General features: G+C 69.4%; 25 protein-coding genes. 7 read left to right on the plus strand and 18 right to left on the minus strand.

Translation table 11 applies throughout. From position 1 onward, the window contains the following. Positions 1–8 precede the first annotated feature (8 nt). Positions 9–932 carry an alpha/beta fold hydrolase gene (locus IE075_RS07990; RefSeq protein ID WP_189455185.1) on the minus strand — a complete coding sequence of 308 codons (924 nt, stop codon included), beginning with the start codon at positions 930–932 and terminating at the stop codon, positions 9–11. Between the two features lie 593 nt (positions 933–1,525). Between IE075_RS07990 and IE075_RS07995 the strand changes: the two genes are divergently transcribed. After that, positions 1,526–4,021, plus strand: a complete 2,496-nt coding sequence (locus tag IE075_RS07995; protein ID WP_229792410.1) for a CHASE domain-containing protein — start codon at positions 1,526–1,528, stop codon at positions 4,019–4,021. A 263-nt stretch (positions 4,022–4,284) separates the two neighbouring features. On the opposite strand, the gene IE075_RS08000 is transcribed toward IE075_RS07995, so the two are convergent. The 3 genes from IE075_RS08000 to IE075_RS08010 all read right to left on the minus strand — a co-directional run bounded on the left by IE075_RS08000 (position 4,285) and on the right by IE075_RS08010 (position 5,744). Further along, positions 4,285–5,004: a hypothetical protein gene (locus IE075_RS08000; RefSeq protein ID WP_189455189.1), complete on the minus strand. Its 720-nt coding sequence runs from the start codon at positions 5,002–5,004 to the stop codon at positions 4,285–4,287. Positions 5,005–5,047: 43 nt separating this feature from the next. Beyond that, entirely contained in the window at positions 5,048–5,314 is a 267-nt protein-coding gene (locus IE075_RS08005; protein ID WP_189455191.1) for a hypothetical protein, read from the minus strand. Positions 5,315–5,483: 169 nt separating this feature from the next. Continuing rightward, positions 5,484–5,744, minus strand: a complete 261-nt coding sequence (locus IE075_RS08010) for a hypothetical protein (protein WP_189455193.1) — start codon at positions 5,742–5,744, stop codon at positions 5,484–5,486. Positions 5,745–6,254: 510 nt separating this feature from the next. On the opposite strand from IE075_RS08010, the gene IE075_RS08015 reads away from it, so the two are divergent. Further along, positions 6,255–7,457, plus strand: a complete 1,203-nt coding sequence (locus IE075_RS08015; protein WP_189455195.1) for a S1 family peptidase — start codon at positions 6,255–6,257, stop codon at positions 7,455–7,457. A gap of 58 nt (positions 7,458–7,515) precedes the next feature. Here IE075_RS08015 and IE075_RS08020 read toward each other — a convergent pair whose 3' ends face one another. Then, the gene (locus tag IE075_RS08020; protein WP_189455197.1) at positions 7,516–7,935 is read right to left on the minus strand and encodes a DUF2784 domain-containing protein; all 420 of its coding nucleotides are present in this window, start codon (positions 7,933–7,935) and stop codon (positions 7,516–7,518) included. A 163-nt stretch (positions 7,936–8,098) separates the two neighbouring features. Between IE075_RS08020 and IE075_RS08025 the strand changes: the two genes are divergently transcribed. Continuing rightward, positions 8,099–8,269, plus strand: coding sequence for a hypothetical protein (locus tag IE075_RS08025; protein WP_189455199.1), 171 nt, complete (start codon positions 8,099–8,101; stop codon positions 8,267–8,269). A gap of 96 nt (positions 8,270–8,365) precedes the next feature. On the opposite strand, the gene IE075_RS08030 is transcribed toward IE075_RS08025, so the two are convergent. Beyond that, a complete protein-coding gene (locus tag IE075_RS08030; RefSeq protein WP_189455201.1) occupies positions 8,366–8,800 on the minus strand; it encodes a BLUF domain-containing protein in 435 nt (144 codons plus the stop codon). 265 nt (positions 8,801–9,065) lie between these two features. Here IE075_RS08030 and IE075_RS08035 point away from each other — a divergent pair, with 265 nt between their 5' ends. Next, positions 9,066–9,479, plus strand: a complete 414-nt coding sequence (locus tag IE075_RS08035) for a J domain-containing protein (RefSeq protein ID WP_189455203.1) — start codon at positions 9,066–9,068, stop codon at positions 9,477–9,479. 365 nt (positions 9,480–9,844) lie between these two features. Next, positions 9,845–11,902: a S9 family peptidase gene (locus tag IE075_RS08040; RefSeq protein WP_189455204.1), complete on the plus strand. Its 2,058-nt coding sequence runs from the start codon at positions 9,845–9,847 to the stop codon at positions 11,900–11,902. A gap of 137 nt (positions 11,903–12,039) precedes the next feature. Here the strand turns inward: IE075_RS08040 and IE075_RS08045 are convergent, their stop codons facing one another. The 11 genes from IE075_RS08045 to IE075_RS08090 form a co-directional block, all read right to left on the minus strand. Beyond that, positions 12,040–12,927, minus strand: a complete 888-nt coding sequence (locus IE075_RS08045; RefSeq protein ID WP_189455206.1) for an ATP-grasp domain-containing protein — start codon at positions 12,925–12,927, stop codon at positions 12,040–12,042. Between the two features lie 273 nt (positions 12,928–13,200). Further along, complete coding sequence (locus IE075_RS15785) at positions 13,201–13,323, minus strand: hypothetical protein (protein WP_268244924.1); 123 nt, start codon at positions 13,321–13,323, stop codon at positions 13,201–13,203. Between the two features lie 195 nt (positions 13,324–13,518). After that, entirely contained in the window at positions 13,519–13,788 is a 270-nt protein-coding gene (locus IE075_RS08050) for a hypothetical protein (RefSeq protein ID WP_189455208.1), read from the minus strand. 24 nt (positions 13,789–13,812) lie between these two features. Then, positions 13,813–14,592: a LytR/AlgR family response regulator transcription factor gene (locus IE075_RS08055; protein ID WP_189455210.1), complete on the minus strand. Its 780-nt coding sequence runs from the start codon at positions 14,590–14,592 to the stop codon at positions 13,813–13,815. Next, a complete protein-coding gene (locus IE075_RS08060; protein ID WP_425489364.1) occupies positions 14,585–15,823 on the minus strand; it encodes a sensor histidine kinase in 1,239 nt (412 codons plus the stop codon). The genes IE075_RS08055 and IE075_RS08060 overlap by 8 nt, the downstream gene beginning before the upstream one ends. A gap of 148 nt (positions 15,824–15,971) precedes the next feature. Further along, positions 15,972–17,669 carry a putative bifunctional diguanylate cyclase/phosphodiesterase gene (locus IE075_RS08065; RefSeq protein ID WP_189455212.1) on the minus strand — a complete coding sequence of 566 codons (1,698 nt, stop codon included), beginning with the start codon at positions 17,667–17,669 and terminating at the stop codon, positions 15,972–15,974. A gap of 229 nt (positions 17,670–17,898) precedes the next feature. Next, entirely contained in the window at positions 17,899–18,504 is a 606-nt protein-coding gene (locus IE075_RS08070; RefSeq protein WP_189455214.1) for a DUF1989 domain-containing protein, read from the minus strand. Positions 18,505–18,515: 11 nt separating this feature from the next. Beyond that, positions 18,516–19,253 carry a guanitoxin biosynthesis heme-dependent pre-guanitoxin N-hydroxylase GntA gene (gene gntA, locus IE075_RS08075; RefSeq protein ID WP_229792411.1) on the minus strand — a complete coding sequence of 246 codons (738 nt, stop codon included), beginning with the start codon at positions 19,251–19,253 and terminating at the stop codon, positions 18,516–18,518. A gap of 157 nt (positions 19,254–19,410) precedes the next feature. Continuing rightward, positions 19,411–19,803 (minus strand): response regulator, encoded by a 393-nt coding sequence (locus IE075_RS08080; protein WP_189455216.1) that lies wholly within the window; start codon positions 19,801–19,803, stop codon positions 19,411–19,413. Positions 19,804–20,056: 253 nt separating this feature from the next. After that, on the minus strand, positions 20,057–20,461 hold the full coding sequence (locus IE075_RS08085; RefSeq protein ID WP_189455218.1) for a GFA family protein: 405 nt from the start codon (positions 20,459–20,461) through the stop codon (positions 20,057–20,059). Positions 20,462–20,510: 49 nt separating this feature from the next. After that, positions 20,511–20,780, minus strand: a complete 270-nt coding sequence (locus IE075_RS08090) for a hypothetical protein (RefSeq protein WP_189455221.1) — start codon at positions 20,778–20,780, stop codon at positions 20,511–20,513. Here IE075_RS08090 and IE075_RS08095 point away from each other — a divergent pair. Both IE075_RS08095 and IE075_RS08100 read left to right on the plus strand, forming a co-directional pair. Beyond that, on the plus strand, positions 20,779–21,048 hold the full coding sequence (locus tag IE075_RS08095; protein ID WP_189455223.1) for a hypothetical protein: 270 nt from the start codon (positions 20,779–20,781) through the stop codon (positions 21,046–21,048). The genes IE075_RS08090 and IE075_RS08095 overlap by 2 nt on opposite strands. Continuing rightward, positions 21,045–24,083 carry an ATP-binding protein gene (locus IE075_RS08100; RefSeq protein ID WP_189455231.1) on the plus strand — a complete coding sequence of 1,013 codons (3,039 nt, stop codon included), beginning with the start codon at positions 21,045–21,047 and terminating at the stop codon, positions 24,081–24,083. Before IE075_RS08095 ends, IE075_RS08100 begins: the two co-directional genes overlap by 4 nt. 105 nt (positions 24,084–24,188) lie before the next feature. Here the strand turns inward: IE075_RS08100 and tal are convergent, their stop codons facing one another. After that, entirely contained in the window at positions 24,189–25,139 is a 951-nt protein-coding gene (gene tal / locus IE075_RS08105; protein ID WP_189455233.1) for a transaldolase, read from the minus strand. Positions 25,140–25,200 lie beyond the last annotated feature (61 nt).

Genomic DNA, 25,200 nt, shown 5'->3' on the forward strand with positions numbered 1-25,200 from the left:
CTGCGTAGTCAGTGTGAGCGCCGCGCGGTGCTCGCACTGCGTGCGGCGACTTCGGCGATCAACGAATCGAGCGCGGCGGCAATGCGCTCGGGATGATCCTCCGGCGTGAAGTGCTTGCCGCCTTCGATGCGCTCGAACGCAACGCCCAGGTCGCGTGCGAAGCGCTCGCCGTGCTCGGGTTTCTGGAAGCGGTCCGCCACGCCCCAGACGACGCGCGCGGGGATGTTGGCGAGCGTGGGCAGGCGGTCGGCGACGTCGAGCGTGTCGTGCACGTCTAGCGCATCGATCTGGCGCATCAGCGCCTCGCCGGCACCGTGGCGCGCATACGGGCCGAAATGCTGGTCGAGCGACTCATCGGCGACGTCGCCGTCGTCGTGGCCGCGCGCCATCAGCATGCGGAACACGCCGGTCTTGACCGCCGCGTCGGGCATGTGCCGCACGAGGGCGCCGCTCGCACGCAGCATCTTTACGCTCGGGATCGGCCAAGAGTCGTACCCGATCGCGTTCGTGAGCAGCAGACCCGCGCACCGCTCTGGCGCACGCAAGGCGGCGATCTGCACCACGCCGCCGCCGAGGTCGTGGCCGGCCAGCACGGCGCGGTCGATCTGCAGCGCATCCAGCCAGTCGAGCAGATAACCGGCCTGGGCGCGCACCGAAATGTCGCGATCGCGACCTTCGGGGATCGAGTCGCCATAGCCGACCATCTCCCAGGCCAGCAAGCGGGCGCCGGTCACGCGCGGCATCACGCGACGCCACAGGCGCGGCGAGGTCGGAATGCCGTGCACGAGCACCACCGGCGGCCCTTCGCCGGATTCCTCCCAGCGCATCCGGATGCCCTGCACGTCGCGCTCGCGCGATGCCGCGCGAATGAAGTCAGCGCGGGTGGGCGAGGGGTGCGCGGGCGGATCGACCTGCGGATCGGGCGGTTGCATGGGTCACCTCGAGTGGGTCGGACGAGAGTCATTCGACGCCCCGGCGGGTGCATCCCCCGTGACGCACACCGGCGTCAGCGCGGCGCGTCGTCCTCCTCGGCGTGCTCGGCGACGCATGCCTTGGGCCCGCTCTGCAGCGGGCTGACGGAGATGCCCGTTCGTCCATTCCCCGCTACGCGACGGGCAGAGCGACGCCGCGTGCAAACGGGTGCGGCACACGCCGTGCTGCACGCGCCGGTGACGTCGGCACTGCGCCGCGTCAGCGCGAGCGGGCCGTGCTGTCGCCGTTGGCGTCACGCCATCACGCCGTCAAGCGCCAGCCAGGCTGCGCGGTGTAGCCGCGACACGGTCGTGCTGGAAGGGTCGACATGACCGCATCCATGTCCACGCCGTTCGCAATCGAGCGTCCAGTGGTCGCGAACTGAAGGCGTCAAAGCAACAGTGCGAACGGCGCGCCGCGCTCGATTGGCAAGCACGTCCAGCGATCGCTGGTGCATCACGCGATAAGCTGGCTCGACCATTCCGTGCGCAGCGTGGACACGCGCGCGCCGTACGATGCGCAGATGACGTCGCCCGCCGCCCGCTCCCCTTTCTTGTCGCGTTGGCTGATCCGCTCGCCGCTCGGGCAGGCGCTGTTCGTGTTCCTGATTGCTCTGGCGGTGACCGAAGCGCTCGTCGCCGGGGTCGCGCAGTCGATCACGCGGCAGGACCGCATCATGTTCGAGGCCGAGATCGACCGCACGATCGACGCGATCAACGAACGCGTGACGGTCACGACCAACCTGATCCGCGGCACGGCCGGGCTGTTTGCAGCGAGCGGCGAGGTCACGATCGAGGAGTTCAACCGCTATGTGGAGGCGCTTCGGCTCACCGAGCGGTACCCGGGCATCCTCGGCATCGGGTTCGCGCAGTGGATCGAGCCGCGCCAGGTCGCCACGCTCGAAGCGGTCATGCGTGCGGGCGGACGGCCCGATTTCCGGGTGTGGCCGGTCGCGCCGCGCGAGGTCTATACGAGCATCACCCACCTCGAGCCATACAACGCGCGCAATGCGGCCGCGGTCGGTTTCGACATGTGGACCGAGCCGACGCGTCGCTTCGCGATGATGCAGTCGCTCAACACGCGCGATGCGGTGGCGACGGGCCGCGTGACGCTCATGCAGGAGATCGACCCCGACAAGCAGGCGGGCTTCCTGATCTACCTTCCGGTGTTCAAGCGTGACCGCGAGGCGCGCATGCAGATGGTCGGGTTCGCATATGCGCCGTTGCGCGCCGATGACCTGCTTCGAGGCGTTCGAGGCCGCGGTGAGCCGGGCATCGACTACACGGTGTACGACGGGGAGCAACCCGAGCCCGCTGCGGTCCTGCGCAACACGATGCCGGACGAACAAGGCCGCGAGCCGTGGTTTACGGCCGACCGCCGCCTGGAGGTGAACGGCCGCGTTTGGACGCTGCGGTTTTCCAGCCGGCCGTCGCTCGAGGCGCTGTCGCAGCGCGACATCGTCCCGTGGCTCGCGCTGGCAGCGTTCGCGGCGAGCCTGATCCTCGCGCGTCTGAGCTGGATCCAGGCGCAGGCGCGGCTGCACGCCGAGTCTGCCACGCTCGCGCAGCGCAAGGCCGCAGTGCATCTGAACCGCGAACGCGCATGGCTCGGCGCCACGCTGACGAGCATCGGCGATGGCGTGATCGCGATCGACGAGGCCGGCCACGTGCGCTGGATGAACCCGGTCGCCGAACACCTGACCGGGTGGACCCGCGACGACGCCGTCGGGCAGCCGCGCGAAGCGGTGGTCGACCTGCTGCCGGCCGACGTCGACGGCGGGCCCACCGCGATGCTGCGCGGGCGCGATGGAACGGTCCGCCCGATCGTGCACACCGCCTCGCCGATCCGAGACGGTGAGCGCGAGGATGAAACGACGGGCGCGGTGATCGTCATGCACGATGCGTCCGAGCAGCACCGGATCGAGGCCGAGCTGCGCGAAGCGGATCGCCACAAGGACGAGTTCCTCGCGATGCTCGCGCATGAGCTGCGCAACCCACTCGCGCCGATCGGCACTGCGGCGGCGCTGCTGCAGCGCGGCGATCTCGACCCCGACCGCATGCGCGGCACGATCGGCGTCATCGCACGCCAGCTGGGGCACCTGACCACGCTCGTCGACGACCTGCTCGACGTCTCGCGCGTGAGCCGCGGCCTCGTGACGCTCGATGCCGCGCCGCTCGATCTGCGCGGCGCCGTCGATGCGGCGATCGAGCAGGTGCGCGAGCTCGTGCAGCAGCGCGATCACGCGCTCAGCGTCGAGATCGCGGACGCGCCGCTTCCGGTGCACGGTGACCGCATCCGCCTGACGCAGGTCATCGCGAACCTGCTCAACAACGCGGCGAAGTACACGCCGGCCGGCGGACGCATCGACCTGCGCGCGTGGCTCGAAGACGCGTGCGTGCATGCGCAGGTGCGCGACAACGGCATTGGCATCGAGCCGGCGCTGTTGCCGCACGTGTTCGACCTGTTCACGCAGGGCACGCGTGGGCTGGATCGCGCACAGGGCGGGCTCGGCATCGGGCTCTCGCTCGTGCGCACCATCGTGCAGCTGCACGGCGGCCGTGTGCGCGCCGACAGCACTGGCCCGGGAAGCGGCAGCACGTTCGAGATGACGCTGCCGGCGATCGACGCGGAGCGGCTGCAGACCGAGCCCACCGCGCAGGACGAAGCACTCGCGGCCGAAGCGCTGGACGTGGTGGTCGTCGACGACAACGAGGACGCCGCGCAGATGACTGCGCTGCTGCTCGAAGCCTACGGGCATCGCGTACGCACGTACGGCGACGCGGAGGCGGCGCTGGCCGATCCGGATGCGGCGGTCGACGCCTACGTGCTCGATATCGGTCTACCGGGACTCAACGGTTACGAGCTCGCGCAGCGCCTGCGGGCCGATCCACGCACGGCATCGGCCACGCTGTTTGCACTCTCCGGCTACGGTCAGCGGCACGACATCGACGCATCGCGCGCGGCCGGTTTCGCGAAGCACTTCACCAAACCAGTCGACCCGCAACGGCTCGTCGATGCGTTGGCGCGCGTGCCGGCGCGCATGCGCTGACCCCGAGCGCGGACTTCGGTGTCAGTGGAGAAGGGGAGAAACACGACGCGGCGCGGTTAGAGCGGACAGCGATGAGTCCGCCGCGTGCATCCAGCAACGCCATCTTCTGCACACAGTCCACGCACGGGCAGTCGACCGGATCGCGTCGCAGTGGTTACCGCGTTGCCACAGCAGAGGCGCGGAACGCGCTGCGACAAGCGCGCCGGTCCGCACGGTGCAGACGTTGACGCGCTCGCGCGGCGAGTACCTCGCTGGCGTCAGGGTCAGATCGCGACGAGCAACGCCGCGTACGCCGCAGCGCCGAGCGCAAACGGCACGAACCGGCTCTGCCGTTCCTCGGGCAGTTCTTCTTTGAGCACGTTGAGCACGACCCCGCCGCCGAGGAACGCGATCAGCGAAACGATTGCCGGCTCGCCGACATCGACGCCGAGCCCCAGCGCGTAGCCGATCAGCACCGCGCCCGCGAGCAACCAGCGCCCGACATGGCGGTAGCGTCGACGGTGGTGCGCATGCAGGCCGTGGTCGTTGACGACGAAGTGCAGCGACATCGCGAGTCCGAATGCGATGAGCGCAGCGGGGCCCTCATCCAGCCGGTGCATCAGCAGGTAGCCGATCAGCACGTTGTAGAGCGCGAACGACGCGATGTGCAGCCAGAACACGGCAGGCGCCGTGGTTTCTTCGCGGCCGGCCTCGGCCTCGTCCTGGCGCGAGCCTTTCGCAAGCCGTTCCAGCCCGTAGAACACGACGAGCCCGGCGAGCGTCACCAGCCACAGGGTCGGCCACTGCGCGGCGCGTCCCTCGGCGAGCGCTTCATGCCCGGACGCGATCTCAGGCAGCAGGTGCACGAACACATATGCGACCGACAGCCCGCTCGCAGCCGACAACCAGCGGCTGCGGGGAGCCCGGTCGAGGAACACCAGGTGTGTCGCGAACACATGCACGAACGCGAGCAACAACGCCAGCGCGAGTGCGATCGCGGTCATCGACACACCGGTGTCCAGTTGAAGAAGCCGACTGCGAAGAACCTCACCCGCGGCAGGTGTGCTTCGGCGGACGCGGCTTGATCTTGCCGATCACGGACTCGACCCAGCCCGGGCGGCGCGGACCCGGCATGGCCTGGCCGGACTTCTTCTTGGCGTCGACGGTGAAGACGGAGGCGCGTTGTGACTTGGCTTCAGCGCTGTTGCCAGCGGCAGCGGCAGGCGCGGCGGCGAGGATGCCGGCGAGCGCGGCGGCGACTGCCAGCGTGCCGATCGAGGACGTGCCGGTTGGGGAACGGCGAGAACGCGACATGGGCAACTCCAGACCGGGCCGGCAGCGGCCGCCGCCGCCCGGTGGAGCGCACGACCGGCAGCGCGAGAAAGCGCGTGCATCAGGTCGAACGGAGCCAGCCTCGAGCGCAGGTCAAACGCTCGTGCTTCGACACGCGTTGATCCGTGTCGAGCGATGTGCCCGGACCGGGTCAGTCGCCGCGTGCGATGCCGAGCCGGTCCTCGCCTTCGCCGTCGCCCTTACGCGTGGCAAGCGAATCGTCGTAGCCGTTCTTGACGCCCTTGCTGTCGCGGTCGCGCTGATGGTCTTCGAGCGAGACGCCGCGCGCTTCCAGATCGAGGTTGTTCAAACGGTTCTCGGTGATGCGGCCGTCGTCAGGCCCGTTCATCGGTTGACGGCTCGCGCTTGCGGTGCCGTCGCTGGACGTGAAGTCGGAGCGGGGGGTGGTCATGACGTTCTCCTTGGGCCGCCAGGAGGGCGGCGTCGATTCGAGCGTTCCACAGGCGCCGTTATGTGCCCGCGAGCGGAAGGTCGTGAATCCGCGAAGGCGGCACCCCAGGCAACGCTGGAGGGTGCGCGATCGGGCGGCAGTGAGTGCGAGAGGTCAGTGGCAGGCCGCGTTCTGTGCACCCGTGCTCGATCTTGCAGATACGCGACGCTGTACGTGATTTGAGCTGCGCAGAGCCACGGTGCAGCGCAACATGAACAGGCGTGAAGCCGTGAAGGCCGCGTGAGGCGGCCACACGAGGAGGCTCAAGCAGGGCCCGACAACAGCGCCAGCGGACTCGTCAATTGTGGAAATGAGACGCGCAGCACGATTTCACGCTTGCGTTGTCGTTTGACATGCGCGCCCCGGCGCTCCCCTGGCCTTGCGCCGCGCCGGGCCCCTGCAGAGGTCAGCAGGTCAACGCGTGCGTGCCGGACGGCCGCACGTCCTCACGACATAAATGGAGTTTTCCGCATGCCCCGTACGCAATCCCCGGTCCGCGCCCCGCTCGCCCACCGTGCTCTCGTCGCCTTCGTCGCCGGCGCTGCCGCGCTCGTCTCTGCTGGCGTCGCCAGCGCCGCGCCGGGCGATGACTTCGCGCCGGAACTGAAGCTCGCGATGCAGCGCGACCTCGGCATCTTCCCGCACCAGATCGCCCAGTACCTGAGCACCGAGCGCACGGCCCAGACGCAGGGCGCCACCGCCAAGCGCCAGCTCGGCGCGCGTTATGCAGGCAGCTGGATCGAGCGGCAGGCCGACGGCACGTTCAAGTACGTGGTGGCAAGCAGCGGGCCTGCCGCTGCGGTGCCGGGCGCTGAAGTGCGTCGCGTGCGCCACAGCCTGGCCGCGCTCGATCACGCCAAGGCGCGTCTCGATGACGTGCAAAAGCGCGCGCTCGACTGGCGCATGCTGCGCGGCGTGCAGTCCTGGCACGTCGATCCGGTGACGAACGCCGTCGTCGTGAACATTGAGCCGGGCGCACAGCAGAACGCGATCGACTTCGTTGCCGTCAGCGGCGCCGACGCCGAGGCCGTGCGCTTCCAGACGGTGCCGGGCGAAGTGCAGCCGCTCGCGAACATCGTCGGCGGCTACGAGTACATCATCAATAACAGCGGCTACTGCTCGGTCGGCTTCTCGGTCACCAAGGGCACCCAGAAGGGCTTCGTGACCGCGGGCCATTGCGGCGGCGTGGGCGCGAGCGTGAATGTGGAAGGACAGTACGTCGGCACGTTCCAGGCCTCGCGCTTCCCGACCAATGACCGCGCATGGGTCAGCGTCGGCAGCAGCCACAGACTGTACGGGCTGGTCTACAACTACAGCAGCCGCACGTATCCGCGCGTCTACGGCAGCACCGAAGCTGCAATCGGTGCATCGCTGTGCCGTTCGGGCCGCACCACGGGCTGGAAGTGCGGCTCGATCACCGCGAAGAACGTGACCGTGAATTACTCGGTCGGCGCGGTGTACGGCCTGACGCAGACGAATGTGTGCACGGGTCGCGGCGACTCGGGCGGCGCGTGGATCACGGGCTCGGGCCAGGCGCAGGGCGTGACCTCGGGCGGCAACCTGCCGGCCGGCAGCAACGACAACTGCTCGCTTTCGAGCTCGCAGCGCCAGACCTACTTCGAGCGCCTCAACCCGATCCTCAGCCAGTACGGGCTCACGCTCGTCCGCGGTTGATCGGCATCGTGTAATGCAAAAACGCCCCGGGATTCCGGGGCGTTTTTGTGTGCATCGATCAATGCGGCCGCGCGCGGTCGCGACCCGGTGGCACGACGAACCAGCCGGCGATCACCAACGCGCCGAACGCCGTGTACGCGGCCACGAAAACCCACGCGGGCGCCTCGAAGAAGATGAGCCGCGACAGCCAGTGTTCGATGAACGAGCCGCCGTAGGCCGCCTGGCCTGCGTGCTCGCGCAGCGCTTGCTCCCAGATCGTCAGCGGGCACAGCGCACCGAGCCAGGCCTGCAGCGCGATGAACCCCATCAGCAGCACGTGTGCCGTGCGCCAGCGCCAGTCGCGCACCCAGCGCCAGCGGCGCGCGCCCAGTGCGATCGCAAGCGCGCCCAACACGACAAACGCCACGATGCCGACGTGCAGCACGAGGATCGCATCGGCAAGCGCGGCCGCGTGCGCAGGAGCGAGCGTGTTGAGCATGCGGCCTCCGGTGCGGGTCCGGCCATCATGACGCGGGAGCGCGCACGGGAGCTCGCGGATCGGACGCGGGTCCGCCGCGCGTTCGGCTCGCCGTCACGCGCCGGCGACCCGCGCCTTACACCGGGGCCACTAGCGTCGAGGTCCATCCCCCGAGGAGAGCGCCATGACCGGCCCCCGCAACGATCGCGACACCGATTCCTCCCGCAACGCCCCGACCAGCCGCGAAGGCGACCCGCGTGACGTGGACGGCCAGGACCGCCGCACGGCAGGCGCGCGTGACGAGCAGCGGCCCAAGGACGACCCGAGCCGGGCGCCGGAGTCCGGCACGCCCTAAGGCGATTCATACGCGGACAGACCCGCGCGCTGATGCCTGCGGGTCTGCTGCGCCGACAGGCGGTTGGACACCGCGCCGGTATCGCTGCCAGCAGAATTATTGATGCCGCGTGTTCGCGGCAAAGGCATCCCACCGCTCCGCCAGTACCGCGAGCGGTGCATTGCGGGCGCTGGCTTCCCGCACGTCGGGCAAGCGATCCATCCACTGCGCCGTGGCAGTGGCACGGCCGTGCTGGCGCTGGAATTCAACGAAACCCATGTGCCAGGTGTCGAAATGGCGTTCGACGTTGCTCGCGCGCTCGAGCACCTCGAGCGCGTCGTGATGGGGTGAGGCGGTAATGCGCGCCAGGGTCCGATCCAATGCATCGGACGGGCCCTCGAGGTACTGCACGATCTCGGCCCCCTGCTTGATCAGGGCGCCCGTCAGGCCGCGCATCTCGTTGAGCACGCGCGACTGCAGCAGGATGAGCTCGAGTTCGGTTTCGGTGAGGCTCGGCTTGGCGCGGCTGCGGTAGACGAGGGCGTCGATCATGGACAACACGGTGCCAAACAGGGCGTCGCATTTTCATCGATGAGCCAGGGCGGCAACCGGCCTGACGTGGCGTGGGTTTCGGATCCGGGACGGGCGTCGCGACTCGCGCTGCATCCGCGCGGTCCTGCCGGCTGCAGATGCGGTCGATGATTGCGTCGCTCAGCATCGTGAACGAAAGTGCGCATGGCATGACACAGAATGCATGTGCGGTGCGTCACGCTTGTGGTTGAATCCTTCGCCGCGTTTCACCTCACGCCCGACCGCCATGCAGAGCCATTACGACGTCCTCAAGATCGCGCTCGATGCGCCGGCGGAGGTCGTGCGGGCCGCGTATCGGGTGTTTGCCGCGCGCCATCACCCCGACCGCGCCGGTGCGGACGAACTGGTGCTGATGCAGCGCGTCAACGAGGCGTATCGCGTGCTGTCTGATCCGACGCTGCGTGCCGCACACGACACGTGGATTCGAGCGCATCGTCGTCGTCGCGCTGCCGACGCGGCGCGAGACACCGCAGCGCGTTCGGCGCCTGCCGAGACGCCGACTGCCTCCGCGGCGGCTACACCGGCCACAGCGCCGGCGAGCGCCGTGCAGGCCCTGCCGGATATGGTGCAGCTCGCGCTGCGCGCGCAGCGCCGCCGAGTCGCCGCCGCCTACGCCGCGCACGCACCGCGTCTGCACTGATCCGGCATGCCGCGCCGCTTGGCGCAGAGGCAACTTGCCCGAGCCGATGCACACGGCGCGTGGAACGTGAGCCGCAAGTACAGGCGCGGGTGACGACCCCTGCAGGCGTGCATCGACCACAGGTGCGCGCGCCGCTGTCCCCGCTCCAGGCCGCTCACCCATCCGCCGCGCGCGGGCTCCGAGCGTGTGTGTGTGTGCATGGGTCCCGGTCGATCCCCGGCGCCGATCGCGACACGCCGATCCCGACACGCCGGTTCCACACGCTGCGGTTCGCATCGATCGGGTCGAAACGCCCCGCATGGTTTACTCGGGTCCGGTCGGCCGCCGCGCTGGCGGTCGTGTCCGCATCCTCAAGGAGACGATCGATGCACGCTTCGTTCTTGCCCGCCGCGTTGATGCTCGCGATGGCCGTGCCGCCCGCGATTGCGCAGGAATCGCCGACCGCGGCGCAACGCATCGCCGACACCGAGCTGATCCCGCGCGAAGCGCTGTTCGGCAACCCCGAGCGCGCCTCGGTGATGATCAGCCCCGACGGGAAATACCTGAGCTGGATCGCGCCGGTCGACGGCGTCATGAACGTCTGGGTCGCGCCCGTGGACGATCCGTCCAAGGCGCGTGCCGTCACCAATGACACCGCGCGCGGCATCCGCAACCACTTCTGGTCGTACGCGCCCGACACGCTGCTCTACCTGCGCGACACCGGGGGCGACGAGGACTTCCACCTCTATGCGGTCAACCTCAAGACCGGCAAGGCCACCGACCTGACGCCGTTCGAGAAAACCACCGCGCAGGTCGTCGGCCTGAGCCATCGCCAGCCCGGCAGCGTGCTCGTCGGCATGAACGACCGCGACGCGCAATGGCACGACCTCTACCGCGTCGACCTGGCCACCGGCGAGCGCACGCTCGTGGAGAAAAACGACGACCGCATCGGCCAGTACCTCGCCGACGATGACTTCGTCGTGCGCTATGCCACGCGCGCGCGCGACGACGGCGGCCGCGACGTGCTGCGGCCCGACGGCAAGGGCGGCTGGGCGGTGCATTCGTCGATCCCGTTCGAGGACGCGCTGACGACCGCGCCGCTCGGGCTCACCGCGGACGGCCGCACGCTGTACATGCTCGACTCGCGCGATCGCGACACGGCTGCGCTCTATGCGGTCGATGTTGGAAGCGGGCAGCGCAAGCTCGTGTTCGAGGACCGTCGCGCGGACGTCGGCAACATGCTTGCGCATCCTAAGACCGGCGAGGCGCAGGCCGCAGCCGTCGATTACCTGCGCGAGGAATGGACGCCGATCGATCCGGCGGTGAAGGCCGACCTTGCAAAGCTGCAGGCAATCGGCCCGGGCGAGATCAACGTCAACGCGCGCACGCTCGATGACCGCACCTGGATCGTGACGTACTCGGCGGCCGAATCGCCGGCCGTGTACTACCGCTACGACCGCGACTCGGGCCAGCTCACCAAGCTGTTCGCCGCGCGCCCAGCGCTCGAGGGCAAACCGCTCGTGCCGCAGTGGCCGGTCGAGATCACATCGCGCGACGGCAAGACACTCGTGAGTTACCTCACGCTGCCCAAGAGCGCCGATCCCGACGGCGACGGCAAGGCGGACAGCGCGGTGCCGATGGTGCTGCTCGTGCACGGCGGACCGTGGGCGCGCGACAGTTACGGCTACAACGGCTATGCGCAGTGGCTCGCAAACCGCGGCTACGCCGTGCTGTCGGTGAACTTCCGCGGCTCGACCGGCTTCGGCAAGGCGTTCACGAACGCCGGCAACGGCGAGTGGGGCGCGAAGATGCACGACGACCTGCTCGACGCGGTCGACTGGGCCGTCAAGCAGGGCGTCACGAAGAAGGACCAGGTCGCGATCATGGGCGGCAGCTACGGCGGATACGCGACGCTCGCCGGGCTCACATTCACGCCCGATGCGTTCGCGTGTGGCGTCGACATCGTCGGCCCCTCGAACCTCAACACGCTGCTGTCGACCGTGCCGCCCTACTGGGCGAGCTTCTACGAGCAGCTGGCCCGGCGCATGGGCGATCCGCGCACCGAGGCGGGCAAGCAGTGGCTGACCGAGCGCTCGCCGCTGACGCGCGCGGACAAGATCAGCAAGCCGCTGCTGATCGGGCAGGGCGCGAACGACCCGCGCGTGAAGCAGGCCGAGTCCGACCAGATCGTCCAGGCGATGCAGAAGAACGACATCCCGGTGACGTACGTGCTGTTCCCCGACGAGGGCCACGGCTTTGCGCGGCCGGAGAACAGCAAGGCGTTCAACGCGGTCGCCGAGGGCTTTCTCAGCCAATGCCTGGGCGGGCGCGCCGAGCCGATCGACTCGTTTGCCGGCTCGAGCATCTCGGTGCCTGCCGGGGCCGGCGGCGTGCCGGGGTTGGCCGATGCGATGAAGTCGCACACGCCGGCTGTCCGCAAGTAAGCGCGCGCAGGCGGGACGCGGTCCGGCGAAGATCAGCCGGGCCGCATCGAATCCGGCCTTGACCGCGCCACGACCGTGCGCGGAGCGGGGCGCGGGCCGGACGCTGCCCAGCGGTCGCCCGTGTTTTGGGTGGCCTATCAGCGGCCGCCGCGTTCCTCGAGCCACGTGCGCACTGCGCGCGCGAACGTGGCGCCGGCCTGCGGGTGAGCGCCGAGGTAGAAGTCCGGCTCAATCAGCTCGGCCTCCATCAGCACCCAGCGGCCGTCGGCATCGGGCACGGTGTCGATGCGCGCGTACAGCAGCGGGGAATCGATTGCCGCAAACACCTGCTCCGCGAGCGCGAGCGCACCGGCAGGCGCGGCATCGAGCGCGGTGTAGACGCCGCCGTACTGGACCTGGATGCGGAACTCGCCCGCGACCGGTCGCTTGTTCACGACATGGCTGAGCCGGCCGCCGAAGAACAGCAGCGAGGTCTCGCCAGCGGTCTCGATCGTATCGAGGTAGGGCTGGATCATTGCCGCGCCTTCGGGCGCATCGTCGAGCGCGTCGCCGCGGCGCACGCGCAGCGTTTTCCACGCACCGCCCGAGACCGTCGGCTTGACGATGAGCTGCGCCGCGCCGGTGGCATCGAACGCGGCGTCGAGGTCCGCGGCGCTGACGCGCTCCGTCCACGTCGTCGGCGGGATCGCGATGCCGCATTCGGCGAAGCGCTGCAGATAACGCTTGTCGGAGTTCCATGCGAGCACGTCCGCCGGGTTGGCCAGCGCAACGCCGGCCTCGCGCCATGCCGTGCAGGCCTGCATCCAGCGCGCGGGCTGCGTGTGGTAGCCCCAAGCGAGCAGCGGCAGCACGAGCGGATAGCCGGCGAGCGCGTCGGCTTCGTCGACATGCGCGGTCCACGGCGTCGGCGTTGCGGTGATCCCGTCGCCGGCCAATGCCGTGCGCAGGCGCTCGAGCACCACCGGCCACAGGTCGGCGAATGCGGTTTCGTTCGGATCGGGGGTAAGGACGGCGATCTCGGTCATCGTGAACCTGGCAAGCCGGGCAGGAGCGGGCGCGCGAGTGTAGCGACCCGCAATGCGCGACGACCGCGCCATCTGTGCAGCCGGCGGCTCACGCCACGCTCCGCACACTCAACGCCGGCTGTCGCGCGCAACGGGCGCAGACACACGCATGCTCACGACGCCGCCGACTGGCCGCGTTCGCTTCAGTTCAAGATTCCGGTGCTGACGACCCGCTCGCCCGTTCAGCCGCCACGCGGCTCACACATCGACGCCGCATCGCGCGGCGCCTCCCACTCAGGCGATCAGGCCGAACGCGGCCAGGCCCAGTACCGCACTCAGCGAAGAGGCGGCAAGCATCGCGAAGAACACCTCGCGTGCCGTGCGTTCGCTGCTCGCGCCAAGGCGGCGCGCTTCCATTCGGTGGGCTTCCGTCATTGCGAACAATCCAAGCTAATCAAACCAAGTCCGACTAGCTTGCACGTTCAAATGTGTTTATTTCGTTTACATCGAAGCTCGGCCACGGCCGCACCCATGGATGAGCTAAAAGGCCATTAATTCATCCGACTTTCACACGACGCTGGAATCGCACTCCGCCAAGCGCGACCGCAGACGTCACAGGCGCTCAGCGAGGCTGATCGTCCACATTGCTCTGTCAACGCGATGCAGCGATGCACAGGGCAGTGCGATGTGCACCGCTGGCATCCATGCGATTTCCGCGCACATCCAGCTCTCGAATGGACGGCTTCGAGCGGACTTCGCGATCACATGCATCGCGTGGACGCGGCCGCGACATGCAGGCTCGATATCCACGTGCACGTTCGCTCCGCAGACGTAGAGCGCCAGCGCGAACAGGGCGATGGCGATTGGCTTATCCCACTCCATGGATCACCTCGTCGTCTGTTGCACTCACATGTGCCGGAATAGCGCCATGAACGGCGTGCTGACCGTCAGCATTTCAGGTCGAGCGCGCAGGCGTACCGTGCCGCGGCCGCTGTCGTCGCGTGTAATGCCGGCAATTGCGCGCAGGTTGACGATCGTCGAACGGTGAATCTGTTTGAACGTCTGCGCGTCGAGCCGCGCAAGCAGCTCCCGCAACGGCGTGCGCAGCAGCGCCTCGCCCTCGGCGGTGACCACGGTCGTGTACTTCTGCTCCGCGCGAAAGTAGACGACGTCGTCGATCGCGATGAGCCGCGTCTCGCGGCCTGCGCTTGCGGTGAGCCACACGAGCGGCTCGGGCGCGACTTCCGCCGTGGGCCGGGTCGCGCCCAGGCGTTCGATGAGCGCCCGCAGCGAATCGACGTCCGGCGGCGCGTTGCGTGCCTGCAGTCGCTGCACGGTGGCTGCAAGGCGCTCGGGCGTGACGGGCTTGAGCAGGTAGTCCACCGCGCCGCGATCGAACGCGTCGAGCGCGTGCTTGTCGTACGCCGTCACGAACACGATCTGCGTGCGCGGGCTCGCCTCGACCGCCGCGGCCGCGACTTCGAGTCCGGTGAGGCCGGGCATGCGGATGTCGAGAAACGCGACGTCCGGCGTGTGCGCTGCGATCGCATCGAGCGCGCTTGCGCCGTCCTCGCATTCGGCGATCACCTGGAGGCACGGCCAGGCCGTGCGCAACTGCGCGAGCAGCGCATCGCGCAACAGCGTCTCGTCTTCGGCGATCACGGCGGTGACGCGCGAATCAGACACGGGCAGCCTCCAGCTCGTTGCACGCGGGCACTGTGAGCGTTGCGGCCACGCCACTGGGGAAGTTCGACACCACTGCGAGCGATGCGTCCGTGCCGTGCACAAGGCGCAGCCGCTCGCGCACGTTGCGCAGGCCGATGCCGGTGCCACTGGACTGTGTACGCAGGCCTTCGCCGTCGTCGGCAACGGTAATCGCGACCTCACCGTCATGGCGGCGCGCGCGGATCCACACGGTGCCGCCCGCGGTGCGCGGCTCGAGCCCGTGCTTGATCGCGTTCTCGACCAGCGTCTGCAGCATCATCGGCGGCAGTGGCGTTGCGCGCAGCGCATCCGGCACGTCGATGTGCACCGACAGCCGCGGGCCCATGCGGATGCGCAGGATCTCGAGATAGGCGACCGCGCGTTCGAGCTCCATGCCGAGCGTGGACGGGGCGTCCTCGTCGCGCGGCAGCGAGTGGCGCAGGTACTGGATCAGATGGCCGAGCATCTCGTCGGCGCGGGCCGCGTCGCTGCGGGTCAGCAGCTGCGCGCTGGCGAGCGTGTTGTAGAGAAAGTGCGGCTCGACCTGCGCATGCAGCAGGCTCAACTTCGCGACCGTGAGTTCTTTCTCGACCGCCGTCTGCGTGGCGCGGTCCTGCTCGCCGCGGCGGCGTGCGGCGACCCGCCGCGAGATCGCGCGGACGATCGCCTCGGCGTTCTCGTAATTGGTGCCGTCGTCGACGAAGAACCAATCGCTCCACGCGGCGGTTTCGGGTTCGCAGATCAGCGTGACGCTGCCGCTGTCATGGGTGGGCGTCACCGTCGCGAGGATCTGGTTGTGCATGACGCCGAAGCCACGCAGTGGATTCCAGCGGCCCAGCAGGTCGTCACCGGTTTTCGGCCGGCCCACCGTCGCACGAATCTGCAGGCTGTCGCGTGCGCTTTCGACGTGCTCGATGCGCGGCAGTTCGCGGATCGCGGCGTCGAGCAGGTCGAACGCCTCGCCGGCCTCGAACGGGATCTCGATCTGCCGTCGCTGGCGGTTTTCGACCGTGGTCTTGTCGACGCGGCCGGCGATCAGGCGCACACGATGCAGGTGGGAGGCCGTGCCGGCCAGCACACAGGCGGTCAGGCCGAACAGCACGAGCATGATCGGCAGCTCGAACCAGGCCAGAAACGGGATGGATGAGTACAGCGCCGCGAACACGCCGAAGACGAGCGCCCAGGCAACGGCGAGGCGGAGAATGAACAACACGCTTCGGATCACGACGCACCGGACTCGGGGAATGTGCGGCGGAGCATAGCGAGCCTGTCGCGGCCGTCGATTGCGGCTGTGACGAACCGTGTCGTCGATGCGATGAATGCCCGCGGTGGCCGATGAACGCGGCGGCCGGCGGGCTCGGTCAAGCGCGTCCGGCGGCCGGCGCGTGGGCGATCCAGTGCGCGAGCGCGGGGCCCGGCATCGGCCGCGCGAACCAGTAGCCCTGCAAGGCCTCGCAGCCGACGTCTTCGAAATAGCGCACCTGCTCGAGCGTTTCCACGCCCTCGGCGACGACATCGAGCGGCAGCGTGTGCGCCAGCGCGATGATCGCCTGCGCGATCGCGCAGCTCTGCGGGTCGCCGGGCATGTGCTGCACGAACAGCCGGTCGATCTTGATGCGGTCCACTGGCAGTCGCGCGAGGTAGCTCAGCGCCGAGTATCCGGTGCCGAAATCATCGATCGCCACGCGCATGCCCGCGTCGCGGAGCCGCTGCAGGGCCGTGCCGCCGCAGCGGTCGTGGTCGAGCAGCTCGCGTTCGGTGAGTTCCACCTCGAGGTCGCCCGCGCACAGCCCGCTGCGTGCGAGCGCGTCCTGCACGTGGTCGAAGATCGCCGGGTCGAGCAGCTCGTTCACGCACAGGTTGAGCGCGATGCGGAAGTGCGGCAGTCCCGCGTCGTGCCAGAGCCGGACCTGGCCGCAGGCCTCGCTGAGCGCCCAGAGCGTGATCTCGTGCATGAGCCCGCAGCCGCGGGCCATCGTGATGATCTCGTCCGGCGTGCGATGGGCCAGCCGCTTGTCGGTGCACCGCAGCAGCGCCTCCGCGCCGACGATGCCGCCGCCGTTTGCGCCCACCTGCGGCTGGTAGTGCAGTTCGAAGCGCTTGCGCTGCACCGCCTCACGCAAGGCGGCACGGTCCTCGCCGAGTCGGTGGGCTTCGCGATCGAGCTCGCGGGAGGCGAAGCGGTACCCGCTGCGGGTCTCGCTCTTGACGCGGTACATCGCGCCGTCGGCCATGCGCAGCAGCTGCGGCAGCTCGCTGGTGTCGTGCGGGAACACCGCGAGCCCGATGCTCGCCGAGACCGACACCTCTTCGCCCTCGACGGTAAACGGCGCGCCCAGTGCGTCCACGAGCTGCTGCGCGACGCGTCGTCCGCCGTCGAGCTCGTGCACGTCGGTCTGGATCAGGCCGAACTCGTCGCCGCCGAGCCGCGCGAGCACGTCGGCCTTTCGCACGAGCCGCTCCATGCGTCGCGCGGCCTGCCGCAGCAGGTCATCGCCCGCGGCGTGGCCGAGGCGGTCGTTGACCTCCTTGAAGCGGTCGAGGTCGAGCACGTGGATGATCAGCTGCTGGCCGCGTCGCAGCGTCGATTCGGCCAGCAGCTCGAGCTGCTCGTTGAACGCGAGGCGGTTCGCCAGGCCGGTGAGTGCATCGACACGCGCAAGCCGGGCGAGCGCCTCGGCGCGCCGCTTGTCGGCCGTGGCGTCGCGCATGATCTTGACGTAGCCGTCGACGCCGTCGGCGCTGCGCACCGGCGAGACGCTGCCGTCGATCCACACTCTCGAGCCGTCGCGCCGGATGTGCCAGCGCTTGTCGACGGCGATGCCATCGTCGTGTGCGGCGCGGATCTCCCGCTCGGGAACGCAGTCCGCGCAGTCCGCGGGCGTGAAGATGAGATCGATGCGCTCGCCTTCGGCGGCTGCGGCATTGAATCGGAACAGGCGTTCGGCGCCGCGGTTCCACAGGCGGATGCGGCGGTCGTCGTCGAGCACGACGAAGCCGAAGTCGGTGACGCTGTCGGCGATCGGCCGCAGCGACTGCAGTGCGCGATCGGAAAGCATGGGCACCCCGATGCGGGAGACACCGCCCGGCCGCGTGAGGCCGGGGCCGTAAACGACCCTAGACCCCGGCGCGGCCGCCCCGCGTGAAGACTGCATTCAGCCACGCATCCAGCCGGCTTCCCGCGGTCGCCGCCGCCGTCGCAGAGAGCGGAGCATGGCCTCGGTTCCGGTCGCGAACTCGCGTTCTCCGGACTCAGGTCAGTTGGATCGACTGTCGACGCCGCGCGCGTCAGCCCGCAGCGCGCTCGACGGTGTAATCGATCGGCTTGTAGCGGAAGTTGTTTGACTGCCCGGCCGAGCACGCCGTGAGGGCGGCGACCAGTGGCATGCGCGCGCGCAGGCGGATGCGGTCGCCCGGTTTGCTGCGCGGTGGGCGCACCTCGAGGCGGCCGGTGTCGGCGTCGACCGCGACGTGCATGAACACGTTGAACGCGATCGGGATGCGGTCCACGCCGATGTCATACGGCGCGAGCGCATGGGCGAGGTTGCCCTCGCACCCCGGGCGCCCTTCGGTCTCACCGTAGATGATCTCGAACGTGTCCTTCGAGCACGGCGTGAGCGTGAAATCGTGGCGCCCGCAGTCGTCCTCGATGATTTCGAACATCGGCCGGCTGCGGTTGGAATACAGCAGGTCGCCGGTCGTCAGAAAGAGCCGGGATGCGTAGTCGATCGAGCGGCCGGACGACAGGTACTCGCGCGTGTCATCGCGTGCGAATGCGACAAGGTCGCTGACCTGTTCGCCTTCGGGATCGACGATCACGAGCACGTCGCCTTCGTCGAGTTCGACCGCGCGCGCCGAGCATGGCGGCACGCGTTGCAGTGCATCGATGGACATCCGCGGTCTCCTCAGTTCGGCTTTTCGCCGCGCACGTGGAATGGGCAGCGCCACTCGGGTTCGACCGCGCGCCCGCTGTACTGGCGCGTTTCCGGCGCGGTGCCGAAGTCGGCGAGATTGGGATTGAGCGAACCCTGCAGTTCGATGTCGCGAGCTCGCGTGGCCGCCTGCATCTTCGCGTAGCGGCCGTCGGCGCGCAGCCGGTCGAACTGGCGGTGCGAATTGAACACGAGCACCGGCGAGTCGAACCGGCGCGCGATGCGGGAAGCGCCCGGATGAAGGCCGATGACGAAGAATGGATGGCCCGCGAGGCTCAGGCTGAAACGCGGATCGTCCGGATCGGTCGCCACGTCTTCGGACCAGGGCGTGCCGCGTCGGACGTCGAGGTCGTGCAGGCGCTGCAGCTGCGCCCACAGCAGGGACTCGAACCTGTGCTCGTCGAGGTGGCCCGGACGTTCGAACAACACGACGAGCGAGTGCACGACGGTGCTGCCCTCGTCCTGCGCGTCGAGAAACGCAGCGAACTCCTCGATGGCATCGAGCAACTCGCCGTCGTGTTCCGCATGGTCGAGCGCATCGAACTCCACGGTGCGGACCGCGCCGCGCGCGAGCGCCGCTTTCGAGCCCACGCATGGAAACGAGTCGGACGCGACGAATTCGAGAAAGCGCGTGCGCAGTGCGCTGGGCGCAGGCGCAAGCGCGTCATCGCGCGATTCGGGTGCATCGAAACCGTACCAATGAAAATCCACGATGCCGCCCCGCTCAAAGCCAGGCTAAACCGTAGTGGCAGTGCGTGAAAGCGGCTGTGTAATCGGAGCATTCTGAACGGTGTCGTTCAGTCCGCAGCGGGGGAGGTCGATGCGCCGCGATGCAGGGATGACGCGCCGTTCCATGCCCAGAACAGACTTATGCCACTGGGGGCAGGCGCGGCACCCGCAGATGGGCGAGCACGCTCCGGAACGTCGCCACGTCGAACGGCTTGTGGCACAGCGGCACGTCGGCAAAACGCTCCGGCAACTGGGCGCGTTCGTTTGCGGTCGCGAACAGGAACGGCACGCCGCGCGCCTGCAAGGCGTCGGCGACCGGGTAGATCGTCTCGCCGGCGAGATTCACGTCGAGCACAGCGGCGTCGATTTCGGGAATCTGCTCGACCAGGGACAGCGCATCGGAGACGGAGCCGACCGGGCCGAGCACGTCGGCGCCCGCATCGACGAGCACGTCGGTGATGCCGAGCGCGAGCACGTATTCGTCCTCCACCAGCAGCAGGCGCAGGCCGTCGAGATCGTTCTGGGGGTGCATCGGGTCCTCGGTCAGGCAGACGGGCACAGCGGCCCGCGAGACCAAGAATCGCCGACCGCGCGTGGCGGCCGCGCCAAGACCCGGCCTGCGGCGCCGAACGGGCGCAGTTCCGGGTGATGCGCTGCGTCGCGGGCGCCGTAGCCGGTTGCCGCCTACATCGCGCCACGCCTGCCGCAAGCGGGACGGAATCGACGCCCGCGCGGGCACCGACGCCCAATGGCCAACCGGCGGGCCCGCGCTCGCGCCTCGCCGCCTACTCGCGCGCGAGGTGCGCGATCGCCGCCATTGCTGCGTCGCGGCGGTCGTCATCGAACGCCGTGACGTGCACGGTCAGCGTGCGGAACGAGTCGAGACATCGCGCATTGACGCTGAAACCGTCGGGGTGGCTGCGCGGCACGTAGAAGCTCTTGATGCCGCACTGCCCGCAAAAGCGGTGCCGTGCGGCGCCGGTGTTGAAGCGGTAGTCGACCAGCGCGTCCTCGCCTTGCAGCAGCCGGAACCGCGACGCAGGCACGATGAGGTGCAAAAACCCGGTCATGCGGCAGATCGAGCAGTTGCACTCGAGCACGTCGAGCGCGGCGGGCGCATCGACCTCGAACCGCACGCGGCCGCAGTGGCAGCCGCCGACGAGAGCCTGCAGCGGGGCGGGAGACGTCATGATCGATGCACTCCGGACGTGGAGTGCGGAGTGTCGCAGACGCGGCGCGTCAGCCCATTGCGAACAGCGAGGCGATGCCCTGCTGCATGACGAACGCGACACTGCACAGCAGCAGCAGGCCACGCGGGTTGTCCTGCACGTTCAGGCCCGCTGAGTGCGCGAGCGCGCCGATGAGCAGCGTGGGCATGACCGCCACCGCGGCGTCACCGGGGTGGCCCGCGGCCAGCAGCAATGCACCGAGGGCGAGCGTGGCAATCAGGCTGACCAGGAACGCGGTGACGCCGTCCTCGATCCGGATCGGCTGCAGGCGGGAACCCATGAACTCCATCGACGGCGACACCTTGAATCGAAGCGGCCAACACCGGCGCGAGGACCGGGACGGCGCGCAGGATGCCAGCGCGGCGCACGCGGGGCCCGAGACGCGGCGCAAGGTTTTGGTGCTGTGGAGCGCGGGGCGGTGCTGCCTTCAGCGCTCGGCGTGTGAATGCGTGACCGCGTGCTCACTGGCACGCCGCGCAGGCGCCGCTGCGGTCGCGCCACGGCTGCGTATAGTGGCGCTCCAATTGCTGTCCTCCCCGGTGCGATGACGCACGATCCGCTTGCTGATTCGGGCCTGCCCGACACGCCCGAGGCGCGTCGGCTGGCGCTGCTCGCCGAGGCCGGCGAGTTGCTCTCGTCGTCGATCGACTACCCGACCACGCTGCGCCATGTCGCGCAGCTCGCGGTGCCGATGCTCGGCGACCTGTGCGTTGTCGACGTGCTCGAGGACGGCCGGCTGCAGCGCACCGCGACGGTGCACGTGCGCCCGGACAAGCAGGTGCTGCTCGACCGGCTGGTGCGGTTGCATCCGCGCATCGAAGGGTCGCCGACGCCGGCAGCGCGTGCGTTTGCGACCGGGCGCATCGACTGGCTCGAAATCGTCACGCCCGAGATCGTGGCGTCGCACACGATCGACGAGAACCACGCGCAGCTGATCCTCGACATCGGCATGCGCTCGCACATCGCGCTGCCGATGATCGCCCGCGGCCACACCGTCGGCGTGCTGAGCCTCGGCATCACTGAATCCGACCGGCGCTACGGGCGCGCGGACATCGCGCTTGCCGAAGAACTCGCCCGCCGCGCCGCACTCGCGATCGACAACGCGCGCCTGTACCGCACGGCGCAGGAGGAGATCACCAAGTGCACGCGCGTGGAGGCCGAGCTGCGCCGCTCCGAGCAGCGCTTCCGTGCGCTCGTCGAGCAGTCGCCGCTGTCCACGCAGCGCATCGCGCCGGACGGGCGCACGCTCTACGTCAATCCGGCGTGGGAAGCGCTGTGGAGCCTCGCGTTCGACAAGCTGCACGACTACAACGTGCTCGAGGACCCGCAGCTCGAGGCGTCCGGCATTGCCGGTCGTCTGCGTCGCGCATTCGCGGGCGAAGCAGTGCAGCTGCCGGAGATCGCCTACGACCCCGACCGCACGCTGCCGGGTCGGGCCGAAGACCCGAGCGTTCGCTGGGTGCGCGGGTATGCGTACCCGGTGCGTGGCATAGACGGAGGCGTCGAAGAAATTGTCCTGGTGCACGAGGACGTGACCGACGCGCGTCGCGCCGAGCACCGCCTGCGCGAGAGTGAAGCGCGGCTTGAGCGAGCACTCGCGATCGGCTGCATGAACGTCTGGGACTGGGACCTCGAACGCGACGTGGTGACGTGCTCGGCGAACGCGGTGACGTTCTTCGGACGCCGCATCGGACGCACCGAGGACTTCCGCGACGTCGTGCACCCCGACGACCACGCGCGCCTGGACGCGGCCAATCGAGCCGCGATCGACCACGGCACCACGCTCGATATCGAATACCGGCTGTGCTCGCCCGACGGCCACGAGCGCTGGGTGCACTCGATCGGCCACGTCGACCTCCGCCCCGACGGGCGGCCCGCGCGCCTGCTTGGCATCACCCGCGATGTCACCGAGCGCCGACGCGCGGAGAACGCGATGCGGCTGCTCGCGCAGGCGAGCGAAACACTCGGCGCCTCGCTCGATTACGAGACCACACTCAACGACCTCGCGCGCGTGCTCGTGCCGCAACTGGCCGACTGGTATGCGATCGACCTGCTCACGCCCGAGGGCGAGCTTGAACGCGTCGCGGTGTGCCACCCCGACCCCGAACGCATCGCGATGGCGCGTGCACTGCACGAACGCTATCCGTCGCGGCGCGGCGCGGGGCAGGGCGCGTGGCATGTGATCGACACCGGCAAGCCCGATTGGCGCGAGACGATCGAGGACGCGCAGCTGCAGCGCGCCGCGCATGACGAGCACCACCTCGCGCTCCTGCGCGGGCTGGGCCTGCGCTCCTACCTCGTCGTGCCGCTGCAGGCGCGCGGGGCGACAATCGGCACGATGACGCTCGTGCATGCCGAGAGCGGGCGGCACTACCACGAGGCGGACATCGAACTGGCGATGGACATCGCGCGGCGCGTGGCCACTGCGGTCGACAATGCCCGGCTGCATCGCGCGCTGCAGGATGCCGACCGTCGCAAGGACGAGTTCCTCGCGATGCTCGCGCATGAGCTGCGCAACCCGCTTGCGCCGATCAGCACCGCCGCGCAGTTGCTGCAGCGCGCGCCGGACGACGCGCCGCGCGTGCGCGACGCCGCGGCGGTGATCGGCCGGCAGGTCACGCACATGGCCGAACTGGTCGACGACCTGCTCGACGTCTCGCGCGTGACGCGCGGACTGGTCGAGATCGAGCGCGAGCCGGTCGACCTCGCGGACGTCGTCGCAGGCGCGCTTGAACAGGTGCGCGCGCTCATCGACGCACGGCGCCACGCGCTCGAGGTGTCCGTCGATGCCGAAGCCGGGCCGCTGATCGTCGAAGGCGACCGCGCCCGGTTGATCCAGGTCATCGCAAACCTGCTCAACAACGCGGCGAAGTACACGCCGCCCGGCGGCCGCATCACGCTGCGCATCGACGGTGACGGGCCGCACGCGCGCGTGGTCGTGCGCGACACCGGCGGCGGCATCGAGCCGTCGCTGCTGCCGCATGTGTTCGAGCTGTTCACCCAGGCGCAGCGGACGCCCGACCGCACGCAGGGCGGGCTCGGCATCGGGCTGGCCCTGGTGCGCTCGCTCGTTCACCTTCACGGCGGCGAGATCGAGGCCGAGAGCGCGGGGCCGGGGCAGGGCAGCACGTTCACCGTGCGACTGCCGCGCGCGGCCGTGTCGGCGGTGCCGTCGGGGCCCGCGCCGGCGCCCGCCCCTTCACCGGACCCTGCACTGCGACGCGTGTTGGTCGTCGATGACAACATCGACGCGGCCGATGCGCTCGCCGAGATGCTGCGGCTGGACGGGCATGCGGTCGTCGTGGCCGGCACCGGCGCGCAGGCGCTCGAGATCGCGCGCACGAACCCGCGATTCGACGTGTGCATCCTCGACATCGGGCTGCCCGACCTGACCGGCCACGCGCTGGCGGTGCAGTTGCGCTCGATCGAGGCGACGGAGAACGCGCGGCTCGTGGCGTTGACGGGCTACGGACAGCCGCAGGATCGCGCGGATTCGGCGGCGGCGGGGTTCGACGTGCATCTCGTCAAGCCCGCCGACCTGCTGCAATTGCTCGACATCGTCGGCGCAAACGCGGCGCCCTAGCGGGTTCGCTGATGCACGGGCCGGCGTGCGCCGGCCCATGGGCCCATCGAGTGCGAGGTGATGCGACTGCGGCTGCGCGGCGTTTGCAGCCGCGGAGCGCGCCCGTCAGGACAGCTTCGCGCCGAGCAGCGCTTCGAGCTTGACCTGGTCCTGCGCAAAGCGGCGGATGCCGTCGGCGAGCTTCTCGGTCGCCATTGCGTCCTCGTTGTGCTGCCAGCGGAACGCGGCTTCATCGAGGCGCACCGGCGCGTCGGCGCGGTCGCCGGCGGCCACGAGCGCGGGCGCCAGATCGCCCTGCGCCTCGTCGAGCTCGGCGAGCAGGTCGGGCGAGATCGTGAGGCGGTCGCAGCCGGCGAGCGCAAGCACCTGCCCGGTGTTGCGGAAGCTCGCGCCCATCACCACGGTGTCGAAGCCGTGGCGCTTGTAGAACTGCCAGATGCGCGTGACCGACTGCACGCCCGGGTCGTCCTGCGGCGTGGCGGGTTTGTCGCCGCCGCTCGCGAGGTGCCAGTCCAGGATGCGGCCGACGAACGGCGAGATCAGGAACACGCCAGCCTCGGCGCAGGCAACGGCCTGCGCGAACGAGAACAACAGGGTCAGATTGCAGTGGATGCCCTCGCGCTCGAGCGCGTCCGCGGCGCGGATGCCTTCCCACGTCGAGGCGATCTTGATGAGCAGGCGGTCGCGGCCGATGCCGGCCTGGTCGTACAGCTCGACGAGGCGGTGGGCCTTGGCGACGGTCGCCTCGGTGTCGAAGCTCAGGCGTGCGTCGACTTCGGTCGACACCCGGCCCGGGATCAGCTTGAGGATTTCGCCGCCGATCGCGACGGCGAGCCGGTCGGAGGCATCGGCGATGCGCGCATCGCGATCGCCGCCCTGCGCCTGCGACAGCGCGGCGTCGACGAGCCCGGCGTACGCCGGCAGCGCGGCGGCCTTGAGCAGCAGCGAGGGGTTGGTGGTCGCATCGAGCGGACGGAAACGGGCGATCGCCTCGATGTCGCCGGTGTCGGCGACGACGGCGGAGTGGGCGCGGAGCTGTTCGAGCAGGGACGGCATCGCAAAGTCCGGTCAATAAACAGCCTGCAATTCTGCAGCGCTGCGCGTGAGGGCGTCGAGG

This window comes from Cognatilysobacter bugurensis (genome assembly GCF_014652095.1).
Lineage (GTDB): Bacteria > Pseudomonadota > Gammaproteobacteria > Xanthomonadales > Xanthomonadaceae > Cognatilysobacter > Cognatilysobacter bugurensis.